General features: G+C 43.9%; 16 protein-coding genes. 10 read left to right on the top strand and 6 right to left on the bottom strand.

Features of this window, described 5'->3' with window-relative positions; translation table 11 throughout:
- Both QA601_17820 and QA601_17815 read left to right on the top strand, forming a co-directional pair.
- Positions 1-576 (top strand): hypothetical protein (locus QA601_17820; GenBank protein ID MDG5816960.1); only part of this gene is annotated, 576 nt, incomplete at its 5' end.
- A gap of 914 nt (positions 577-1,490) precedes the next feature.
- Positions 1,491-1,913: a hypothetical protein gene (locus tag QA601_17815; GenBank protein ID MDG5816959.1), complete on the top strand. Its 423-nt coding sequence runs from the start codon at positions 1,491-1,493 to the stop codon at positions 1,911-1,913.
- A 178-nt stretch (positions 1,914-2,091) separates the two neighbouring features.
- Here the strand turns inward: QA601_17815 and QA601_17810 are convergent, their stop codons facing one another.
- Together QA601_17810 and QA601_17805 are read right to left on the bottom strand one after the other, a co-directional pair.
- Complete coding sequence (locus QA601_17810; GenBank protein MDG5816958.1) at positions 2,092-2,451, bottom strand: MT-A70 family methyltransferase; 360 nt, start codon at positions 2,449-2,451, stop codon at positions 2,092-2,094.
- Positions 2,452-2,861: 410 nt separating this feature from the next.
- Positions 2,862-3,656, bottom strand: a complete 795-nt coding sequence (locus QA601_17805) for a hypothetical protein (protein MDG5816957.1) — start codon at positions 3,654-3,656, stop codon at positions 2,862-2,864.
- Positions 3,657-4,838: 1,182 nt separating this feature from the next.
- Here QA601_17805 and QA601_17800 point away from each other — a divergent pair.
- Positions 4,839-6,395 carry a DEAD/DEAH box helicase gene (locus QA601_17800; protein ID MDG5816956.1) on the top strand — a complete coding sequence of 519 codons (1,557 nt, stop codon included), beginning with the start codon at positions 4,839-4,841 and terminating at the stop codon, positions 6,393-6,395.
- A 30-nt stretch (positions 6,396-6,425) separates the two neighbouring features.
- On the opposite strand, the gene QA601_17795 is transcribed toward QA601_17800, so the two are convergent.
- On the bottom strand, positions 6,426-8,441 hold the full coding sequence (locus tag QA601_17795) for an ATP-dependent helicase (GenBank protein MDG5816955.1): 2,016 nt from the start codon (positions 8,439-8,441) through the stop codon (positions 6,426-6,428).
- A 51-nt stretch (positions 8,442-8,492) separates the two neighbouring features.
- A complete protein-coding gene (gene rnk, locus QA601_17790) occupies positions 8,493-8,906 on the bottom strand; it encodes a nucleoside diphosphate kinase regulator (protein ID MDG5816954.1) in 414 nt (137 codons plus the stop codon).
- 240 nt (positions 8,907-9,146) lie between these two features.
- Here rnk and QA601_17785 point away from each other — a divergent pair, with 240 nt between their 5' ends.
- Complete coding sequence (locus tag QA601_17785) at positions 9,147-10,205, top strand: acyltransferase family protein (GenBank protein MDG5816953.1); 1,059 nt, start codon at positions 9,147-9,149, stop codon at positions 10,203-10,205.
- 39 nt (positions 10,206-10,244) lie between these two features.
- Positions 10,245-11,312 carry a prolyl oligopeptidase family serine peptidase gene (locus QA601_17780; GenBank protein ID MDG5816952.1) on the top strand — a complete coding sequence of 356 codons (1,068 nt, stop codon included), beginning with the start codon at positions 10,245-10,247 and terminating at the stop codon, positions 11,310-11,312.
- 107 nt (positions 11,313-11,419) lie between these two features.
- Here QA601_17780 and QA601_17775 read toward each other — a convergent pair whose 3' ends face one another.
- On the bottom strand, positions 11,420-13,039 hold the full coding sequence (locus QA601_17775) for a hypothetical protein (protein ID MDG5816951.1): 1,620 nt from the start codon (positions 13,037-13,039) through the stop codon (positions 11,420-11,422).
- 213 nt (positions 13,040-13,252) lie between these two features.
- Here QA601_17775 and QA601_17770 point away from each other — a divergent pair, with 213 nt between their 5' ends.
- The 5 genes from QA601_17770 to QA601_17750 all read left to right on the top strand — a co-directional run bounded on the left by QA601_17770 (position 13,253) and on the right by QA601_17750 (position 18,909).
- The gene (locus QA601_17770; GenBank protein ID MDG5816950.1) at positions 13,253-14,569 is read left to right on the top strand and encodes a TolC family protein; all 1,317 of its coding nucleotides are present in this window, start codon (positions 13,253-13,255) and stop codon (positions 14,567-14,569) included.
- 61 nt (positions 14,570-14,630) lie between these two features.
- The gene (locus tag QA601_17765) at positions 14,631-15,806 is read left to right on the top strand and encodes an efflux RND transporter periplasmic adaptor subunit (GenBank protein MDG5816949.1); all 1,176 of its coding nucleotides are present in this window, start codon (positions 14,631-14,633) and stop codon (positions 15,804-15,806) included.
- Positions 15,807-15,844: 38 nt separating this feature from the next.
- Positions 15,845-16,528 carry an ABC transporter ATP-binding protein gene (locus tag QA601_17760; GenBank protein MDG5816948.1) on the top strand — a complete coding sequence of 228 codons (684 nt, stop codon included), beginning with the start codon at positions 15,845-15,847 and terminating at the stop codon, positions 16,526-16,528.
- Positions 16,525-17,760 carry an ABC transporter permease gene (locus QA601_17755; protein MDG5816947.1) on the top strand — a complete coding sequence of 412 codons (1,236 nt, stop codon included), beginning with the start codon at positions 16,525-16,527 and terminating at the stop codon, positions 17,758-17,760. Before QA601_17760 ends, QA601_17755 begins: the two co-directional genes overlap by 4 nt.
- Positions 17,761-17,790: 30 nt before the next feature.
- Complete coding sequence (locus QA601_17750; protein ID MDG5816946.1) at positions 17,791-18,909, top strand: CapA family protein; 1,119 nt, start codon at positions 17,791-17,793, stop codon at positions 18,907-18,909.
- Between the two features lie 116 nt (positions 18,910-19,025).
- Here QA601_17750 and QA601_17745 read toward each other — a convergent pair whose 3' ends face one another.
- Positions 19,026-20,135 carry a hypothetical protein gene (locus QA601_17745; protein ID MDG5816945.1) on the bottom strand — a complete coding sequence of 370 codons (1,110 nt, stop codon included), beginning with the start codon at positions 20,133-20,135 and terminating at the stop codon, positions 19,026-19,028.
- Positions 20,136-20,302 lie beyond the last annotated feature (167 nt).

Genomic DNA, 20,302 nt, shown 5'->3' with positions numbered 1-20,302 from the left:
CCTGTGATTGGGTATTGGACAAGTACTGATCCTGCAATGCAATTTGATAACTTGTACGCTTACGCTGGAAATGGCTTTAACCCTATTAATTTCATTGACCCTGATGGCCGTGTGTTGATTACCGGCAAAGGTGTTGCAACCGGTTTGATTTACTTGAGTGCTAAACACCCGAATCTTATGAATAAAATACTTACAAGAGGGGAATCGGTCATTGTTGGAGGAGTAAGATTTTCAAATGCAACTGCAGACCGAGTTTCGAGAATTTTGGCAGCTTTCAAAGACTTTGCTGTTGGATACGATCCATCAGGACTAATTTTCGATGATGCAAATCCATCTCCAGCAAAAGTAGGAGGTTGGGTGGCTACTAATATTGACCGACGTGACGCAATGTGGGAAAATAGAAGTGCGATACTTCATGACATTGTAGAATTAGATCGGCAGCTTTATAACTTTGTATATAGTGGCATGGATTTTTTGAATACATACAACCCATTGATGTTCTATTTCAAAAATAATCCAGAACCAGATGGTAATGTAGAGATAGATTTTGATAGGTATAGGCAACTTAACGATTAACTATTCGGTATCTACCTGCTGAAGAAAAATTATGAGCACTAAAAAGATTTTTTTACGAAAATGGGTGATTTATTCAGTTTTCTGCTATATTGTTGTTTATATACTTGGTAGTCTAATGGGAGGTCCTCAGATTAATCGCCCACCGAAGACAATTTCTGAAGTGCTATCTTTTATTCAAACGAACCCTTGGGACTTCATTGTACGTTCTATATTATTGGGGCTGTTCATGGCCATAATTTTTAGAAACAGAGATACCATTTTGTGATTTAAATTCACTGCACCTCGGGGTGAGCCGTGTCGAACCAGCTTCCCCACACACCACGCCTTTCAGAAAAAGCAGGAAAACCCCCTAACTTAGGAAAAAGGTGCACGGTAGGAAAAAGAAATATGCCCTTTCCCTTTCCTGTCTTCCCGTGCACTTTTGCCCCTTATGCTTGGGGGTTTCTAACTCTTTCTCATATTCCTGTACCCTTGAGGGTAGGGGTGATATCACTTAAAATTGCCCGGATATGTAGAATGAACGATTAATCATCAAAGAAAAGATTCGCCATTTTGCCCTAAAAGAGATATTTTAATAAAAGTAGCTCTTTGATATGGCCTTTGGGGATGATCCGGGGATGTGGTCGCCGGCTTGAACTATAGTACCTTTTTGGAGCTAGGTATTATGAGACAGTGATATTGGGAGGTGGATAAGTACGGATGCTGATGAGCAGTACCCTGATCTTTACCGTTATGGTGGTAGCAACCCTATCAATAGAATTGACCCAGACGGAAATTTTGATGAATCGGTACTAAATGATTTACCTCTTAACCCTTTGGGTATCCCACAAAGCTGGTTTAATTCTGCAAGGAATTGGTTTTCTCTTGCTTTTTCTAAACAAGGTGCACAATTAGCTCAGGATGCAACTCTTAATTTGGCAAAAGATGGTACGGTTGGATTTCTGGATGGTGCAGAGTTTTTTACTGATGCACTTTGCGAAACTGCTAGCTGGGCTGCAATTATCTTTCACAAACTTAGTGGATTAGTTATTGCTCCAGACGCAACAAAAGTTTTAATTGACGGTACCCGAGCAAGTTTGGAGGCAGGTGAATGGTCTGATGCTAGGAGGTCATTTTTGAGGGGAGGGGTTAGCGTTCTTCTCAGTGGATATAATAGAAGAACAATTGGAGATGCTGGTAGATTCGGACGAAATATTAGTGCAGGAGTCGATAACGCTGAGATGGAAATTTTTGACTATCTATGGGGATTAGAACGAACAAATAAGTACAGGTATTGGTGTAATTGGTATGGGTTTATTTATAATTGCAGTACATTTTTTCTGGAGCCGAGAAGATAATGAAGCTTACCCCGATAGCTATTACTTACTTCTGAAAATGATGAAGCCAATAGGTATTGTTATGATATTTTTTGGCGTTTTCGCTTTGGTAACATATATTATGTAAATGTCGTGATTGTAGGTGTTCCAGTGTCATTCTTTTTTTAACCGTTCATCTATACTTACAGGGTTCTGTATCTCACCACCTTTTCCACCCCTTCCTATCCTTTCTCGCAAAAAGCTCGATCTTCTTCAATGTCGGATACGCCTTCTCAATAATCCGATAAACATCATCGGGCTTTTCGGGATGCTTGCCTCTCTTCGCTGTTATCACGCGGCAGACAATGTTATACTTGTGGTGAGCTGTGTCGAACCAGCTTCCCCACCCACCACGCCTTTCAGAAAAAGCAGGAAAACCCCCTAACTCAGGAAAAAGGTGCACGGTAGGAAAAAGAAATATACCCGTTCCTTTTCCTGTCTTCCAGTGCACCTTTTCTACAACTCCTTCCGCACGCTCAACGAACCCTTCTGCACACCCCACAACCCCTTCCACACCCATGTTTCACCATTCCCGAGTACTGTTTGGCTCTTACCGGGTTCGTTTTCACAGTTCCCGATAGCAGTTTTAACCTTCCCGATGAACGTTTTACTTCTTCTGTTACCCGTTTCACTCTTCCATAGAGCCGTTCCGGTTTTCCCGGGTACAGAGAAATGCTTCAGGGTGGGTGAGAAGTAGGAAATGGGGCTAAAGTAATGGTTCAGAGGGTCAAATAATTAGTTCGTGGGCACTGAGAAATGGTTCGTAGAGGAAAAGAATTGGTCTAAACGGGGTGAGAAATACTTATTGGGGTGAAATGACCCCAATACTTAAGAAGAAAAAGCAAAAGTTGGTATAGAAATGCTGTGCCCCCTGAAAAACAGGGAGTCAAAGGAGGTGGTTTTGCAGGTAAAAGGTAGGTTTTGTTGTGCTTAACTATCCGGTGGCGGCCCGGGATTAGTGCTTTTAGTTACAACCGATGGTTGGTACATGGGTTTTACACCTTTTAACGCGGCAGTTTGAACGTTTCCTCTTTTTTTTGGCTTTGGTGAGGCAAACCCCCGTGGTCTTCCCCGTTTGGGGCGACGCCAGTAGGAGTTCGCGTACAGTTTTCTACGTCTGGACTTACGCATGGCAAACTTACCGCAAATGCGTATCTCCTGTACTATTGTATAGAGTTTAGAGTAGAGCTCATCACGCGCCTTACGTTCTTTTGAATCGATAGGTCTACTCTGCCTTCTAAAGATTATTTTCTCTGTAAGGTTAAAGGAGTGATGAACTGCGTCTTCAAGAATAGACATGTCGAAGTTTATCTTCTCAAGCATCCACCTTCTCTTTCTGCCCATCACCGCCAGGTCATTTAAGTGCTGGCTTACCTCATAGCCACTGCGTGATTTGTAGTAGGGAACTTTTAGTTGAGAACCGGCCTTCTTTGCCGCAAACCGCAGTGACCGGGAGAGGTCGGTACGAAACTTACACATTTCAGCAATGTACTTTTTAAGCTCTTTACCTTCATAAACACTATCTTTTTTTACATTTATCCAATCGCCCTGAGCTTTGGAAAGATCTAACACAAGCTGAGGGATAGCGTCTACAAGCGACATATCGAGCCCGACTTTCTTAACAGCTTCAAGGTCGGTGTAGCAAATTTTGTGCATATCACATGCCTGTTGCAGAAGTTCCGCAAGCGGCATTTTGATAGGTACAAGTTTTGGCGATGATGTCATACATTCACTCCTGTTATAATAGTGTGTTAAGATTAAAATATTTTCGGGAGGGGAAAAATGTCTAGCAAAAAGTAAAAAAAATGAGTTTGGAATTATGGACTAAGATTGTAGAGTGGGAGATGGATGATAGGAGGTACGAATTCGTCTGTTAGCCTGATTAAACCGATGGGAATTAGTATATGCTACCCCAAAGGGGTTATTTATAGTAGCCCCAGGTTTCCTACCTGGGGAAATGTGGGACGGCAAGACCGCAAGACAAGAATTCCAATCTCGATGGCATCAACGAATGTTACGCGCTTTCAGCGCTTGGGTTTTTTCTTGTACCAACACCCGGGGTTGCGCCAGAAGACTGGCTTACCCCGGGCTATTATATTTCGCGCTTTCAGCGCTTATGAAAAAGATCAAAACCAAACTCCATTCTCTTTTCCCTCCCGGGATAATAGCTTAAGGGTCCCCCCAAACGGATCTTATCACGCATTTACCATTGCCGCCCGGGGGTGACCCAGTCTATCGCCTTTAGCCCCATAAAAATCCATTTCTCACAAATCTTGATGGCATCAACGAATATCGCGCACTTTCAGCGCTTGGGTCCTTTTTTGGCGCCAACACCCGGGGCTGCGCCAGAAGACTGGCTTACCCCGGGCTATAGAATCACGCGCTTTCAGCGCTTATGAAAAAGATCAAAACCAAACTCCATTCTCTTTTCCCTCCCGGGATAATAGCTTAAGGGTCCCCCCAAACGGATCTTATCACGCATTTACCATTGCCGCCCGGGGGTGACCCAGTCTATCGCCTTTAGCCCCATAAAAAAAATTAAGGGAGCGACGAAGAAACGGCGGGGACAACAATCCCAATATCTCCAACATTATTTTAAACACTTTGTGGTGCAACAATTATATTATTATTACCATAAAAAGAAAAACCCTTAGGAAACACTCCCTTAATGTGATCAATTTTATACACATTTAACCGAAATAAGTGGAAAAAGGATACCATTCGAACACCTCCAAAGTGAATTTTGTAGTGGAAGCGATAACCAGCCCCCTGTATTGAGTCCCTTCAGAAGCAAATAATGAGAGAGTAAAAAAGAGAAAAAAGCTTACATGAAGCGGGTATCAGCTTCAAAGTAGCAAAAACAGGCAGCCAGGCAGTACAGTTGCTCTGGGTGCAGAAAGAGAAAAGATGAAATTTTCTGAATTCAATTTTGATGGAAAGATTTTAGGCAGTCTTCAAAGAGCGGGTTACGAAAATGCTATGGAGGTACAGACCCGTACTCTAAAACACACCCTGGAAGGAAAAGATGTTCTTGTGCAATCTCAAACAGGAACAGGTAAGACTGCGGCGTTTTTGATTTCAATCTTTGCCATGCTCAGATCCGATGAGTTCAACAAAAAAAAGGCTCTTATCATAGCACCCACACGAGAGCTGGCAGTACAGATCGAGAAGGAAGCCAAGCTTTTGGGACAAGGCCTGGGACATTCGATCTGCAGTTTCTATGGGGGAACAGGTTACAGACATCAGGAAAAATGTCTGGCCAGTGGCGTAGAGATAATGATTGGTACACCGGGACGTGTACTGGATTTTAAACAATCAGGGCGAATCGATTTCAGTCAGATCGATATGTTTGTGCTTGATGAAGCGGATCGTCTTTTTGACATGGGATTTTTACCTGACATTACCGAAATGCTGCGTAGTTTACCCCCATGCAGTGAACGTAAGACGATGCTTTTTAGTGCAACGTTGAGCCGTGAGGTTCGTATGATTGCCAGAAGTTATATGGACAATCCGGTAGAAATTGAGGTCGAGCCAGAGCAGGTTACCGTTGATGCAATCGAACAGCAGCTCTTTCATGTTTCCAACAGCGAAAAGATGAATCTTTTGCTTGGTATTTTGAAACGGGAAAGTCCCAAAAACGCCCTGATTTTCACCAACATGAAAGGTCGTGCAAGGACTATTGCTCAGCGTCTTCGCCACAATGGCTATACATGTGAGTTTCTTTCCGGTGATCTTCCTCAATCTAAACGCTCCAGAGTGGTGGAAGCGGTAAAGAAGGGGAGAGTCTCCTATCTGGTTGCCACTGATGTTGCCGCACGGGGCATACATATTAATGATCTTGAGCTGGTAATTAACTACGATATACCTGAACACAGCGAAAACTATGTACACCGTATCGGACGTACCGCAAGAGCCGGTAAATCGGGAAAAGCCATATCCCTTGTGTGTGAAGACTACGTGCACGGTTTGCGTCCAATAGAAAAGTACACCAAAACGAAAATCCCTGTTGGGGTTGTGGATTCGGAACTTTTTGTTGATGACACCAGTGAAGGAATAGATTTCAACAAACCTTCCGGCAATGGTGGTTATCAGCGAAACGGTAACAGACGCAGTGGTTCTGCAAGCAGCACTACCGGCAGGTACAATCGCTCAGGTGGAAAGCCAGGCAACAGAAGTGCAGGTAAAGGGAATTTCCCTCAGCGAAAAAAATACAATGGTTCCGCATCTTCACCATCAACCGGACACTCTTCAAACGGTAATAGAAAAAGAAGATACAACGGTGAAGGTGTAAACAGAGCGAATCAAAACCATAGTTTCAAAACCACAAGAAACAACACTAATAGCGCTCAGGCTGCTCCCGCACCAATCAGGCCTGATAGGGAACCTGTAGAACAGAAAAAACAGGGTAGAAAGAAGAAGGGTAACTGGCTAAAAAAGGTCAGCTCGAAGATACTTGGCAAATAGATATATACAGAGTGAAGTTTTCAACAAGCTTCACTCCCACATACTTCTTAATCTATCCTTTATATCTACCGTTTGGGCAATGTCACACTGCTGCTCTTCTGTATGTTTCTCGTCATGAGAAATTTTCTTCATCGACTCAATAATATCCTTTGAAAAGAAACGGCTGCACTGAGAGTAGACATGCCTGTCTGAGAATCCACCCGGGCGACTGTAGAATCTAAGGGGCCACGTTACATAGAGATGGTTACGGGCACGGGTCATGGCTACATAGGTTAACCGAAGCTCCTCTTCAATAGCTTCATCTGACTCTGTTGCCATATCGGAAGGCAGGCAGCCATCAGCCGCGTGAATCAGATACACCACATCCCATTCGCATCCCTTGGCTGAGTGGATTGTTGACAGTACCAGGGAATCCTCATCCTTCTTTGACCCTTTTGCAAGATCGCTGGTGGAGGAGGGGGGATCCAGAATCAGATCACTTAAAAATTTAGTTCTGCTGCTGTAACCACCCGAGAGTCCTACGATGTGTTCTATATCATTACAACGCACTTTGGCATTTTCGTAGTTATCTTCAAGAAGAGGTTTATAAAAGCGAGCTATCTGGTCAAGCTGTACAGGTAGTTTTTCTGTATGTGGCTGAACCGAAGCGAGCAGCTGGTAGAGCCGGGAGAGGTTTTGTTTTACTGTCTTATTTGCCGGCACAGTCTTCAGGGCTTCAAGGTCAAAGTCGTGACCGGCGACTCGTTCATAGATGGCTGATGCGGTTGAGGGGCCTATGCCTTCAAACAGCTGCAGTACCCTAAACCAGGCAGTTTCATCTTTTCTGTTTTCAATGATGCGAATAAAGGCGATAAAGTCTTTAATGTGCGCAGCTTCAAGAAACTTTAACCCGCCGAATTTGTGAAAGGGGATATCCTTTTTCATCAACCCAAGCTCAAGTGCAGCAGAATGGGAGCCGGCTCTGAAAAGAACGGCCTGTTGTTGAAGTGCGACACCCTGTTCGTAGTGTTCAAGTATCTTCTCTATCACCGTATCGGCTTCACCTTCTTCATCTTTGCAGGTGATTATAAGCGGCTTTTCGGTGCCATCGCGGTTTGAGTAGAGGTTTTTGGTGTAGCGCTCCTTTGCCTGTGCAATGAGCAGATTGGTTGTCCTGAGGATCGCTTCTGTTGAGCGGTAATTGTGTTCAAGAGTGATAACATGTGCACCGTTAAAGGTGGTGGGAAAGTCCAGCATGTTACGCACTGTTGCAGCCCTGAAACCATATATACTCTGGGCATCATCGCCAACTGCCATTATGTTTTTATTGTTGCGCCTCATTTTTAGCAGTATTCTGGATTGGAGCTGGTTTGTATCCTGATACTCATCAACCAGTATATAATCGAAGCGCTTTTCGATCGATCGGGCGACAGTTGGGTCATCAAGGATGTGATACCAGTAGAGCAGCAGATCATCGTAATCCAGAGTGTTTCTTTTCTGTTTTAAAAAGACATATTCTTTGAAGATCTCTTTAAGTGTCGATTTCCAGCGCTCGCACCAGGGGAAATGGTTTTTGATGATATCATCCAGACTTTCCCCTGAATTCATTCTTCTGGAATAGATGGCAAGCAGGGTACCTTTTCGGGGAAATCGTCCCTTTTTGGTACCTTCTATCTTTTTGTGGCGGATTACATCCAACAGGTCCTGAGCATCAGACTGGTCCAGGATGGTGAAATCTGCACCGATTCCTGCGGCCTGGTTGTAGATGCGAAGGAGGCGGTTAGCAGTGGCATGAAACGTACCTCCCCACACCGAAGAGGTGAGTGAGGCATTGGAGCCCAGTGCTTCAGCCGCGCGGTTGAGCATCTCTTTTGCAGCCCTGCGGGTGAAAGTAAGCAGTAATATCTTTTCGGGGCTCACACCACTTGAGATGAGGTGAGCCACACGGTAGGCCAGAGTGCGGGTTTTACCACTACCTGCACCCGCCACCACAAGCAGAGGGCCTTGGCCAAAAAGGACTGCTTCTTTTTGTTTGGGGTTGAGATCTTTAAGCCATTCCTGAGCCATTTTCTGAGCCTGAACCATCCTTATTTTTTCTGAAAAGTTTTGGAAAAAGACTTAGTGTTCAAAATCACCTTCCCGTTCGGGCTGGTAGAGGATCTCTTCCACAGTTAGTTTTACCGTTCCTTTAGGAACCGGCCACTCCACTGTATCACCCACACGATACCCAATCAGGGCTGTGCCGATTGGTGCAAGGATAGATATTTTGTCCTGGTCAACATCCGCATACTTAGGAAATACAAGTTCTATCACCATTTCATCATCGCTGTCGACTTCTTTTAAGCGCACTTTGGAGTTCATGGTGATTACATCCGATGGAATCTTGTGCGGATCAACTATTTTGGCCCGTTCGAGCTCAGACTTGAGGTTTCTCAGATATTCAGTTTCTGTTCTTTGTTTTAAACCTTCACTCACCAGGTTTTCCAGTCTTTCCTTATCGAATTTGGTGATATAAATGTTTCTCTTCTTCATAAAATCTCCTTTTTTTCACCCACAATCTCTACTATTCGTTTAGGTAGAAAAAGTATTCTGTTTTGTGGGGAATTGGTGCACCAGAAAGAGGGCTATAGAAGAAAGATATATAATATACTGGGCAATTGGAATAGAAAGCAGGTGCAGGCGTGAAAATTTTACCTTTTTAGGGCACCGGAATTGCTCCCATCAAAACTATTGAACCCATAGTGTGAATTCTGCTCAAAAAGAAACGGTAAGATGGCTAAAAGTGATAGATTTCTGTGGGCCGATCTGCTAAAAGTGATGGCAGGGTTTTGTGTTGTTCTTATTCACAGTTCTGCTCCACTGCTTTTAGACTACTCGGAGGTAGGAGGCAGAGTCTGGTGGAGTGCCAATCTATATAATTCGTTTTCACGGTGGTGTATACCGGTTTTTTTCATGATAAGCGGGGCTTTTTTACTGGGTAAAGCGCATCAAATAAAGATGGGTGCCTTTTTTAAACGCAGAACAGAACGAGTATTTGTTCCTTTTTTGATCTGGAGTTGGATATACTTTCTCTTTCGGGTTTTTGTAAATAATGAAGATCTTCGGTTTACGTACTTTCCCCAATTGATCATTCAGGAGCCAGTTTATTATCATCTATGGTTTTTCTATGTCCTTATTATGCTCTATATTCTTGCTCCGGTAATAAGTGCTTATGTAAATAAGGCTGAGAGTGTGAATGTGGGCTATTTTTTGTTCTTTTGGTTTTTCTTTGCATCCATTCTACCCATGCTCGAAAGCTATTACGATTTCACTTCTCTCTTTTCGCTCACTACTGTTGATGGGACTGTTTATTATGTGGGGTATTTTGTTTTAGGGTATATGATAAATAAAGTAGAGCTGGGGAAAGGTGGTGTTTTACTGTTTGTTATCCTCTTTTTGTATGCACTCTTTTTAACCGTTTATGGAACATACGATGTGTCGGTAGTGCAAAATAACGGAAAACTTAATCAACTTTTTTATGAATACTATAGTTTTAACGTGTTCATTATGGCTGTTTCGGTATTTTTTATAGTAAAAAATGTAAAAATACGGTCAACTTCTGTAGCCGGAAAAATCATTACCATACTGGCCAGTTGTATACCTGCAATATTTCTTATCCATGCTATGTTTATAGCTCTATTTAAAAGAAGTATGCTTGGTTTTCACTTTTCGGAGACAACGTTTCATCCTGTCATTGGAGTACCACTTTTTGCGTTGGGAGTGTTTGGTGCCTCCTTTTTAGTTGCAATTATTATAAAGCTTATACCCGGGTTGAGGCGTATAGTACCGTAAGCTATCACCTTAAAAATCGCAAAAGGAGAATAGCAGCAGATGAATTATAAACGATGCTGGATTTGGCTTTTATCCCTTGTTTTTCTGGTGTTTGCAGTTGGGTTCAGAGGTCAACGGGATGTAGTTGTCTATATTGAAAGGGACGATTTTAAGTCTTTCAGCCGTATAGCAAACTCTTCAATTATGAATTATTCTAAACGCGCAGCCTGGAATAAAGTGGTTCCGCAGGTAGAGGAGATTACAATACAGTCAACAGCGGACGGCAGCGATCAACCGGCGCTGTTTTATAACTCTGGTTCAACGGAGAAAAAACCGCTTCTGTTGGTTTTGCACAGCTGGAGTGCTGATTATCTGCAGCATTTTAGTATTCCTTATGGCGTTTGGGCAGTTGAAAACGACTGGGTGTTTATTCATCCGGATTACCGTGGACCCTATGTAAATCCTCAGGCGACGGCATCCGAGTTAGCTATTCAGGATATTTTGGATGCTCTTGAGTATGCAAAGCAAAATGCAAACATCGATGAGTCGAGGGTATATATTACTGGTTTTTCGGGTGGTGCTATGACCACCCTTATTATGGTTGGACGGTATCCTTCACTATGGACTGCAGCGGCGGCATGGGTGCCGGTGTATGATTTGCCCCAATGGTACGAAACCACCAGAAACGCTACTCACAATTATGCCTCTAAAATAGAAAACTCATGTGGAGGACCGCCTCTCAGGGGAACTGAAGCATACAGGGAATGTAAACGAAGGAGTGCCAGCACTTATCTAAGTAATGCCAGGGGGGAGCCTCTTAAGGTGTATATCGCTACAGGTATTGGGGATGTTTTCGTGCCGCCCGGGCATTCTCTGCAGGCATTTAATGACTTGGCCCGGCCACAAGATCGGTTCGGTTCCAAAGAGATAGAATATGTAAACGAACATCTTCAATTACCCCAACACCTACGTAAAGACCTTTTTTCCGAAATTTTTGATGATGCTGGATATACTCTTCTTTATCAAAGATCTTCAAGTAATGTAGTACTTCAGATCTATGATGGAAATCATGATGTGATATATAACGCAGGGTTATCATGGCTTAGTCGACAGAGAAGAAAGTATTAGTGCGGGAAAAAAGAGCGGGGAGAAGGGATACTAAAGAGCTTGGAGGGTACTCTTTAGTATCACCTTGTTTCCGCTTTTGAGGGAGTTTTTAGGGCAGTTTTAAAGTTTTATCTTCCAAAAATGCCGAAAACCTTAACAAACTTATCCCAGGGATTTTCGTGATCGATCATCCCGGCTTTAACATCATCTTCAACGCTGTTTCCAGTTCTGTTTTCAGCTCTGGTAGAGACACTCTCAATAGGCATTGATCTTCCAACAGTACTGTTACGGGTAGTAACGGAACTTCTGCTATTGATATTGGAAGAAGGGGTGCTCACTGGCTGTGAAGTCACAGAGGTAACCGCTTCTGATGTTGAAGAGGTCGCAGGCTCCGGTGTTGATGAGTTTGCAGGTTCAGTAGTTACAGAAGTCGCAGGCTCTGAACTAACTGAAGTTACTGCTTCAACCGTTGAAGAGGAAGAGGTGGACTCTGAACCAGAGGATGAAGACGGTTCTGTTACCGCAACCGAGCTTGCTCTTCGGGAAGCTACGAAATCTTCGGCTGTAAGAGGGTGAGGATAGGTGTAGGGTTCGTAATCCTCAAGCTCTTCCATGAAGAAATCTCTGTTTTCCTGAATGTGCTGCCTTGTTACTCCTCTGTCGTGAATATAGGGAGTGACATCATCGCCATTTATAGTATTGTTCCAGATATGGAGGTCCTGAATCTGGTCTGGAGCCGGATAGCTTGCGAATCTTCCGTTTGCACCTCTTCTAAAGGAGCGGTAATTTTCAAGTACCAGTGGATGAGTGAAGCTGCCGGTGAACTCGTTATCGAACACCACGCCTGTTCCACCGCGCAGAAACATCCCCATGTAGCTGTGGCCTACATCGATTTCATTACCGTAGATTTCGTAGCTTCTGCTGCCGCGGCCGTGGTAAAAGTTTCCGTGGGCATCGATTGGGTTGGTGTTTTGGCTACCGTTTTCGATTCTGTTGTGCCTAAAGACATAACGTGCACCTCGGTTGGACGCAATGGAGTGGGAGTTTGGTGCTCTGTGATGACGGAAGAGGTTGTCTTCCACATACACCGCATCATCACTTCCAAGCGCTAGCGGACGATCCCAGGATGCATCATTATCACCATAAACGACTACATCGGTAGTGTGGTTTTCAAGAAATTCATTATTGTCGATAACCCCTCTTACTCCACCGTAGGATTCGACACCGCGATAGGTAAAGTTGGTCAGGGTGGAGTTATCAACTCTCATGGTGAGGTCATCGCTTCTCATCATAACACCACCTCTGGCGTTGTTTCCATCCAGAACAACATTGGTAAGTCTGAAAAAACCTTCCGTAACTACATGAAAGATCCAATCGAGTCCTGAACGGCCATTAAGTATGGTTTCCTTATCGCCTGAGCCGGTAATGGTGAGATTTTTGTTGACGCTGATTCGGGGCCCCTGGATGTTGAATTCACCCTCGGGTATTACTACTGTACCGTTTTCGGGAGCTGCATCGATAGCGGCCTGGATATCATTGCGGCTGCCGCTGTTTGCATGCACCACATTGTCATCATCTGCCCGTGCTGGTAGAGCGGTAATAAGGAGTGCAACTATGAACATAATTGCAAAGACGTGGAATTTTTTAATCTCTTTTAAATTTACTGCTTTTGATTGTACGCCTGCTTGTTTCAGACCCAACTCCTTTGTTAAGTTATCGTTAACTAAAAGTACCGAAAAAAGTTTCATGAAAGCACTATTTCGAGAACTGGATTTAAAAATTGAGAGGGGTTGAAAAAAAAGAGGGGATTTAAAAGCAGGGTGGGGATTTTAAGCGGTAGGGGAACAATGTAGATGTAGTTTAATTTTGATTTAACCAAAAAAGGGAATCACTGAGGACTTCTGCTATGGCATTTTGCTTGCTCTTTATCACGCTTATAAGAGAGGGTATTAGGGGAGATTATGATTAAACAAATGTTTGTGGCGTGGGTGTGCTTTTTGACACTGCCGCTTTGGGCGGCTTCAAACGGAGCTACTGAGCTTACGCTTGAGGAGGCAGTCTCCCTGGCTGTTGAACAGAGTCCCTTATCACAGAGAATAGAAGCAGAAAGGGAGGTTTCAAGGAGCGCCTTTTTTACCATCCTGAGTACCGTTTTGCCCCAGATAAACCTTTTCACCGGCTTTACCAGAACCGGTCCCCATACCGATATGATTATAGATATCCCCGATGAACCTCCCATACCAACCGAGGAGTTTTCGATAGATCAGTATCAGGTAGGTTTTAATCTCAATCAGGTGTTGTTTGATGGGCCGGCTCTGCTTCAGATAACACGCCTGGGAGCGGTAGAGGATATCGCGGATCTGTCGTTTAGGGCTTCAAATGCAGAATTGGCAATGAACGTTAAGCAGATCTATTTCAATCTTATTGTAGTAAATAACAATGTGCTGGTGGCTGAGGCGGCGGTGGAGCAGAGTGAGGAACAACTGGAGATTGCCCAGGAGTTACTGCGTTTGGGGGTTATAACAAGGCCCGACCTGCTTAGAGTGCAGGTGGCACTAACGCAACAGAGAGTGGAGCTTATAGATGCTCGCAGAGCATTGGAAAATGGTTTGAGAAACCTGGGTAATTTGCTTAGTATCCGCGAGCCGGTAGCTATCGATACTGTGCTCGCTTTTCCCGATACCCTTGCCCCTCTTCCATCACTGGATTCCCTTATTAATCTCGCTCTTGAACGGAACCCCTCTTACCGGATTTCAAACATTGCGCTGGAGAATCAGAGGTCAGCAGAATTGTCTGCCAGGCTCCAAAGGCTACCTACTTTGACCGGTAGTTTTACCTACGGTTATGCTGCTCCGTTTCTGTTTAGTAATCTCGATGAGTGGGCAGAGAACGATTTCTACAACTTCGGAATACAGATGAATATACCAATCTTTGAAGGCACAAGGTGGAGAGGACAACTTCAGGAATCCACCGCTCAAAGGAGAATAGCAGAAAACGACCTTGAGATTGTAAGGATCAATCTTATAGAACAGATGCAGGCTGCACACTCAGATCTTGAGGCGACCCATGAGACACTGCTTTTAATTCCCTCTTTGCTTCAGGCTGCCCAGGAGGAGTTTAGGCTTACACAGGAGCAGTTCAGGCTTGGGGTGATATCAAGCTTTGAACTTTTGCAGAGTCAGGTTGCACTTAGGGAGGCACAGTTGCAGTCAGTGGCAATAATCACCAATTACTACCTGGCAGAGGCTCAAATCCAAATGATTCTTGGGGATTGGTAGTTTATTGTTTTCCAGCGCCTCAGCTGCATAGTTTGAATTAAATGTTTGAAAAGAGAAATATATGAGCAGAAGAAGAAAGATAGTTCTAATCGTTGCGATCATTTTTTTTCTGTTGATTGTAGTAGTTATCGTCTCTGCTACCAGAGAAAGGCCTGTAGAGGTTGAGCTTGCTGAGGTGATCAGGGGGGATTTGGTATCATTGGTTGCGGCAAGTGGTGTGGTGAGACCATCAGTTGAAGTAAATATCTCCTCTAATGTGGCGGGGCGAATTGAGGAGTTGCCGGTTGGTGAGGGTGAAGTGGTCAGTGAGGGAGATCTTCTTTTGCAGCTTGATCAGCAGGAGTTTGAGGCTGCGGTAAGAAGTGCCAGAGCTACCCTTGATCTTACACAGGCCGCTCTTTCTCAGAGCAGGGCTCAGTATAACAGGGCTCGTGAGTTGTTTGAGGCAGAGCTTATTCCAAGACAGGAGTATGAAGCTTCACTTACTCAGTTTCGGATGGATCAGGCAAGGGTTAATGAAGCACAGGCGGCACTGGATTTAAGTTTACGGCAGCTTGAGGAGACCGTTATAACCTCTCCGATAGATGGCACTATCATAAGGCTCAACGTGGAGGAGGGGGAGTTGGCGGTAGTGGGTGATGTGGCGGCGGCAGTATTAATGGTTGTGGCGGATTTTTCACAGGTGCTGGTTATCGGTGAGGTGGATGAGGCTCAGGTTGCCGATATTGAGGTTGGGCAGAACGTAAACGTAGAGATTGAGGCAATGCCCGACGTTCTTTATGGCGGGGAAGTTACTGAAGTTGCTCTGGCACCCGTTGTCGAAAGGGAGGAGCTGGCTGCCGCTGATGTGATATCAATTAACTATGAAGTAACCGTGGCCGTGCTTGATACGGTGCCCGGGATAAGGTCCGGAATGACCGCCTACATAGACATAATCACCGGTTTTAGGGAAGATGTGGTTATGGTACCCATTCAATCGGTGGTGATAAGGCCTGTTGAGCAGCTCTCTCCCTTATCTGTGCTGCAACCTCCTCCCGAAGTTGGCGAAACTGAAGCGGTGTTTATATATATGGGGGGAGTTGCTGAGCTTTTCGCTGTGCAAACCGGGCTGGTGGGTACCGATTACATGAAAATTATTGAGGGAGTTGAGCCGGCTCAGGCGGTGATAGCTGGTCCCTTCACTGCTTTGAGGGTGCTTCTGAGCGGGCAGGCAGTGCAGCCGGTAGCACAGCCTTAAGGAGGGTACAAAGTTAATACTAAAAGTTTAGGGTAACTATGCTTATCGAGCTTAAAAATGTTAGCAAATCCTACCTCATGGGTACAACTGTCGTTGCTGCTGCAAAGAGTATCGATCTCTCGATTGCCAAAAATGAATATATCTCAATAATGGGGCCCTCTGGATCGGGAAAATCGACACTGATGAACATTTTAGGTTTTTTGGACCGGCCGGACAGCGGTGATTATCTGTTTGAAGGGGAATCGGTGCTTGGAATGAATGATGATCAGTGGGCAGAGCTGCGCAATCGTGCAATAGGATTTGTGTTTCAGACATTTAATCTGCTTCCCAATGAGACTGCAATCAATAATGTCGAACTCCCTATGCTTTACGCTGGTGTTTCGATCAAAAGTAGAAAAGAGATTGCCCGGCAAACTCTTCTCAGGGTAGGGCTTTCACATCGATTAATGCACCGGCCTTCTGAAATGTCAGGGGGAGAGCGGCAGAGAGTTGCGATAGCAAGAGCTCTTGTAAATGACCCTTCGGTTATTCTGGCAGATGAACCGACAGGAAATCTTGACAGCAGTACCGGGGCGGAGATCATGACAATCTTTAAAGAATTGTTCAAAGCCGGAAAAACCATAATTTTAGTTACACACGATCTGGATGTGGGGTTGCATGCAAATCGCCTTGTGCGTATCAGAGATGGTGCTATTGAAGGCGATGAAGAGGTGAAACGATGAATGTTACGGAGTCGCTTAGATTATCTGTAAATACTATCAAATCACATAAACTAAGAGCTTTTCTGACCACTCTGGGGGTGATGATCGGGGTGATGACTGTAATTGGGATGCTTGCTCTTATTGATGGGCTTAATACTTTGGTTGCATCTCAACTTGCAGCCCTTGGCACCAATACGCTTCATGTGGAGCGTTTCCCCTGGACTCTGACAAGCAGAGAACTGATAGAATACAGAAGACGGCCCAATGTGACTATGGAGGATGCTGAAGTAATTCAACAGGAAGTTGAGCTTGCACAGCTGAGTGCGCCATCACTTAGTTCCACTCAAACGGTTCGCTTTGAGGGAATTGAGGTGATGGGGATGCAGCTTGTGGGCACAACACCTGAGTATCAGTTTATCCTTGAAATAGATGTTGCAGGGGGTAGACAGATGCTTGATGTTGATGTAACCCAGTCAAGGGACGTTGCGATGATCGGGGCGACTGTGGCTGAAGAGCTTTTTGGTGCGCGCGATCCCATTGGATTATACATAAGAGTAGGGCAGGTGCGTTTCAATGTTATCGCAGTGCTTGAGGAGAGAGGAACGTTGTTTGGTGCTGATCAGGATAACATGACTATCATACCTATAACATCCTTTACAAGGCATATCTCAGGGCCGGTTATGGCTCGCGGGGGACCTTCGGTGAGTGTGCTGGTACAGCCGCCCTCACCAGAACTAATGGATGAGACCGCTGAGCAGATACGATCGGTTTTGAGAAGAGAGAGAGGGTTGAGGTATGATCAGGAGGATAACTTTTCCATAAATACAGCCGAACAGCTAATGGAAACGTATCAAACACTTACAACGGGCGTTTTTGGATTGATGATTGGGGTAACCGCTCTGTCGCTTGTGGTTGGTGGGATAGGAATCATGAATATAATGTACGTATCGGTTTCAGAGCGAATACGTGAGATTGGTATACGCAAAGCTGTAGGGGCTAAGGCCAGGGATATACGCATGCAGTTTCTGTTTGAAGCGGTGACGTTGTCCTGTGTTGGTGGTGCGGTGGGAATGTTGCTTGGATTTATAATTGCCTGGGGGGTTTCAGCTATAATTGATTTTCCTACGGCTGTATCCTGGTGGTCAATTATGCTGGGATTTGGTTTTTCGGTGGGGGTAGGGGTTTTCTTTGGGTGGTATCCCGCAAAGAGAGCTGCCGGGATGGATCCCATAGAGGCTTTACGGTACGAATAGAACAGAAAGAGTACATTTGAGAGGAGTACTATGGGTAAGGATAAAACGATAACGCTTTTTCTGGCTGGCGATGTGATGTGCGGGAGGGGAATAGACCAGATTATGCCTTCACCTGTTAACCCTCACTTATATGAACCTTGGATAAAGGATGCACGCGAATATGTCACCCTGGCAGAAAATGTAAACGGGGATATACCAAGAAATGTTGAGTACTCCTATATTTGGGGTGATGCATTGGCGGTGTTTGAAAAGATGCAACCAGATGCACTGATCGTTAATCTGGAAACGAGTATTACTCAAAGCGAAACCCCCTGGCCCTATAAAGGGATAAACTACAGAATGCATCCCGATAATGGTAAATTTCTTCAGGCTGCACATATTAATTGCTGCACACTTGCAAACAATCATGTTGTTGACTGGGATTATGCGGGGCTAAGAGATACTACCGATGTTTTAAACAGGGCAGGAATTGCTCATTGCGGAGCAGGAAAGAGTGTGGATGAAGCACTGGCACCTGCAATTATAGAAACCAAAACAGCACGTGTGCTTGTGTTTGCGTTTGGCTTTGAATCAAGCGGCGTTCCCTCTCAGTGGGCTGCATCAAAGGATAAATCGGGAGTGGCTTTTTATCCCGATATGTCACAAAAGACTGTAGCAGATCTAAAGAACCGTATTCTGTCCCAAAAGAAGCCGGGTGATATAGTGGTGGCTTCTGTACACTGGGGGGAAAATTGGGATTATACAATAACTAAGAAGGAAAGGGAGTTTGCTCACTCATTAACAACCGAAGCCGGGGTGGATGTTTTTTTTGGTCATTCATCTCATCATGTGAAAGCCATAGAAATTTATGAGGGAAAACCAATACTTTATGGATGCGGAGACTTTATTAATGATTATGAAGGCATAAAGGGGTATAGGGAATACAGGGGTGATTTGGAGCTGATGTATTTTCTTACTCTGAATAGTTCTTCCGGAACTCTCCAAAAAGCAGAGCTGGTCCCTGTAACGATGAAGAGATTTAGGGTGATGCGTTTGTTTGGGGACGATATTTTGGCTGTTAAAGAGATTGTGGATAGAGAAAGCGAAAAATTTGGGGTATTTGTTGAGAATCAGGGGGGAGTTTTGGTTGTAAAAAAGAAGCGTGGGTAGAATTAATAAAGTGGGGAGTTTTAGCAGCTAAGCTCAGGTGATTGGAAGAGAAGATTTCGTCACAAGGCAGTCACTGTACTATAAAAAGCATTCCCTTTGGTGCTGAACTAATAAGCTCAGAGGTTTTTATGAATTAACCATCCGGCAAAAAATGGATTAATAAAGCGATATTCACCGTCTGTGGTAAAAAGAATCTTTAATTCGACGAGTCGGGTAAGTGCTTTTTTAATAGTAGTTGGTTGTGTCACTCCGGAATGTACAATGAATTCTTTTGAAGAGGTGTTTTTTCCTCCTCTTTTAGCTACAGCTATCAGGCATTTAAGTTGAATAGAAGTTAATCTGGCCAGGTTTGACTCGTATCCTTTTCGCTCTTGGGCAAATATGTGAATAAGCGTCCTGTTGATGGTTTCTACACTAATCTGCTCTCCCTCTTCAGTAACGTTACATAATGCATAGCAGAGTTGTTGTATATCGCCGGGGTTGCGTTTGCAAATATCAAATATGCGATTTATTATATCTTGGTTAATTTTAATTTTTGAATCTTTGAATTTTGAAGATATAAATTTACTGAAGTTTGAGTCTTCGATTGCCCCAACTTCCAATGGCAGAGCAGATTTAAAAAAAGGACTGTCATGGTCGGTGAATATTTTGTTTATAGTACTTCGTATACTTCCACAAAATACAAATGGTATTTCTTGGTAGAATTGAACTTTACTACGCATTACCGCAAGCACTTGGGAGGAATTTTTTAAATTTACTATATCCTGAAACTCATCAATTACAACAATAGCATTGTGAAACTCTTTTTCTGAAAACAGATCAAGAATGCCTTCAAGTGACTCAGGTTTGAGCTCCAGAGTTGTATCTATTGATATTGAGGGTAAACCGTTGAAGGGATCAAATGTCATTACAGGCCTTAGGGTTGAGGCGCGCTTGATAATATTTTGAAACAGGTGCCCCACTGATTTGGCCTTAACGATTCCATTAAGAAACCTTTTGAAAATGTCTTCAACAGTTTTAACTTCTAAAAGATCGACATAGATAATCCATTTGGAGCGGATTTTTCGGGTAGTTTCAAAAATAAGTGAAGTTTTTCCGGCTCTTCGCTCACCTTCAATATAAGTATTCTGACCAGAAATTAAATATTTTTTGAGCTGCATTTCAAGCTCGGGTCTGTGACAGTAATGGTTTTTACTTACAATTTGGCCATATCTGAAGGGGTTCATGGTTTTCCTCACTACTTGATGGTTATGATGTAAAACTATATTATTACACTAAACAGTACAACACTAAACAGTACAACACTAAACAGTACAACACTAAACAGTACAACACTAAACAGTATAACACTAAACAGTATAACACTAAACAGTATAACACTAAACAGTATAAC

It is taken from the genome of Chitinispirillales bacterium ANBcel5 (assembly GCA_029688955.1).
Taxonomy (GTDB): domain Bacteria; phylum Fibrobacterota; class Chitinivibrionia; order Chitinivibrionales; family Chitinispirillaceae; genus Cellulosispirillum; species Cellulosispirillum alkaliphilum.
This window is presented reverse-complemented; position numbering and strand designations above follow the sequence as displayed.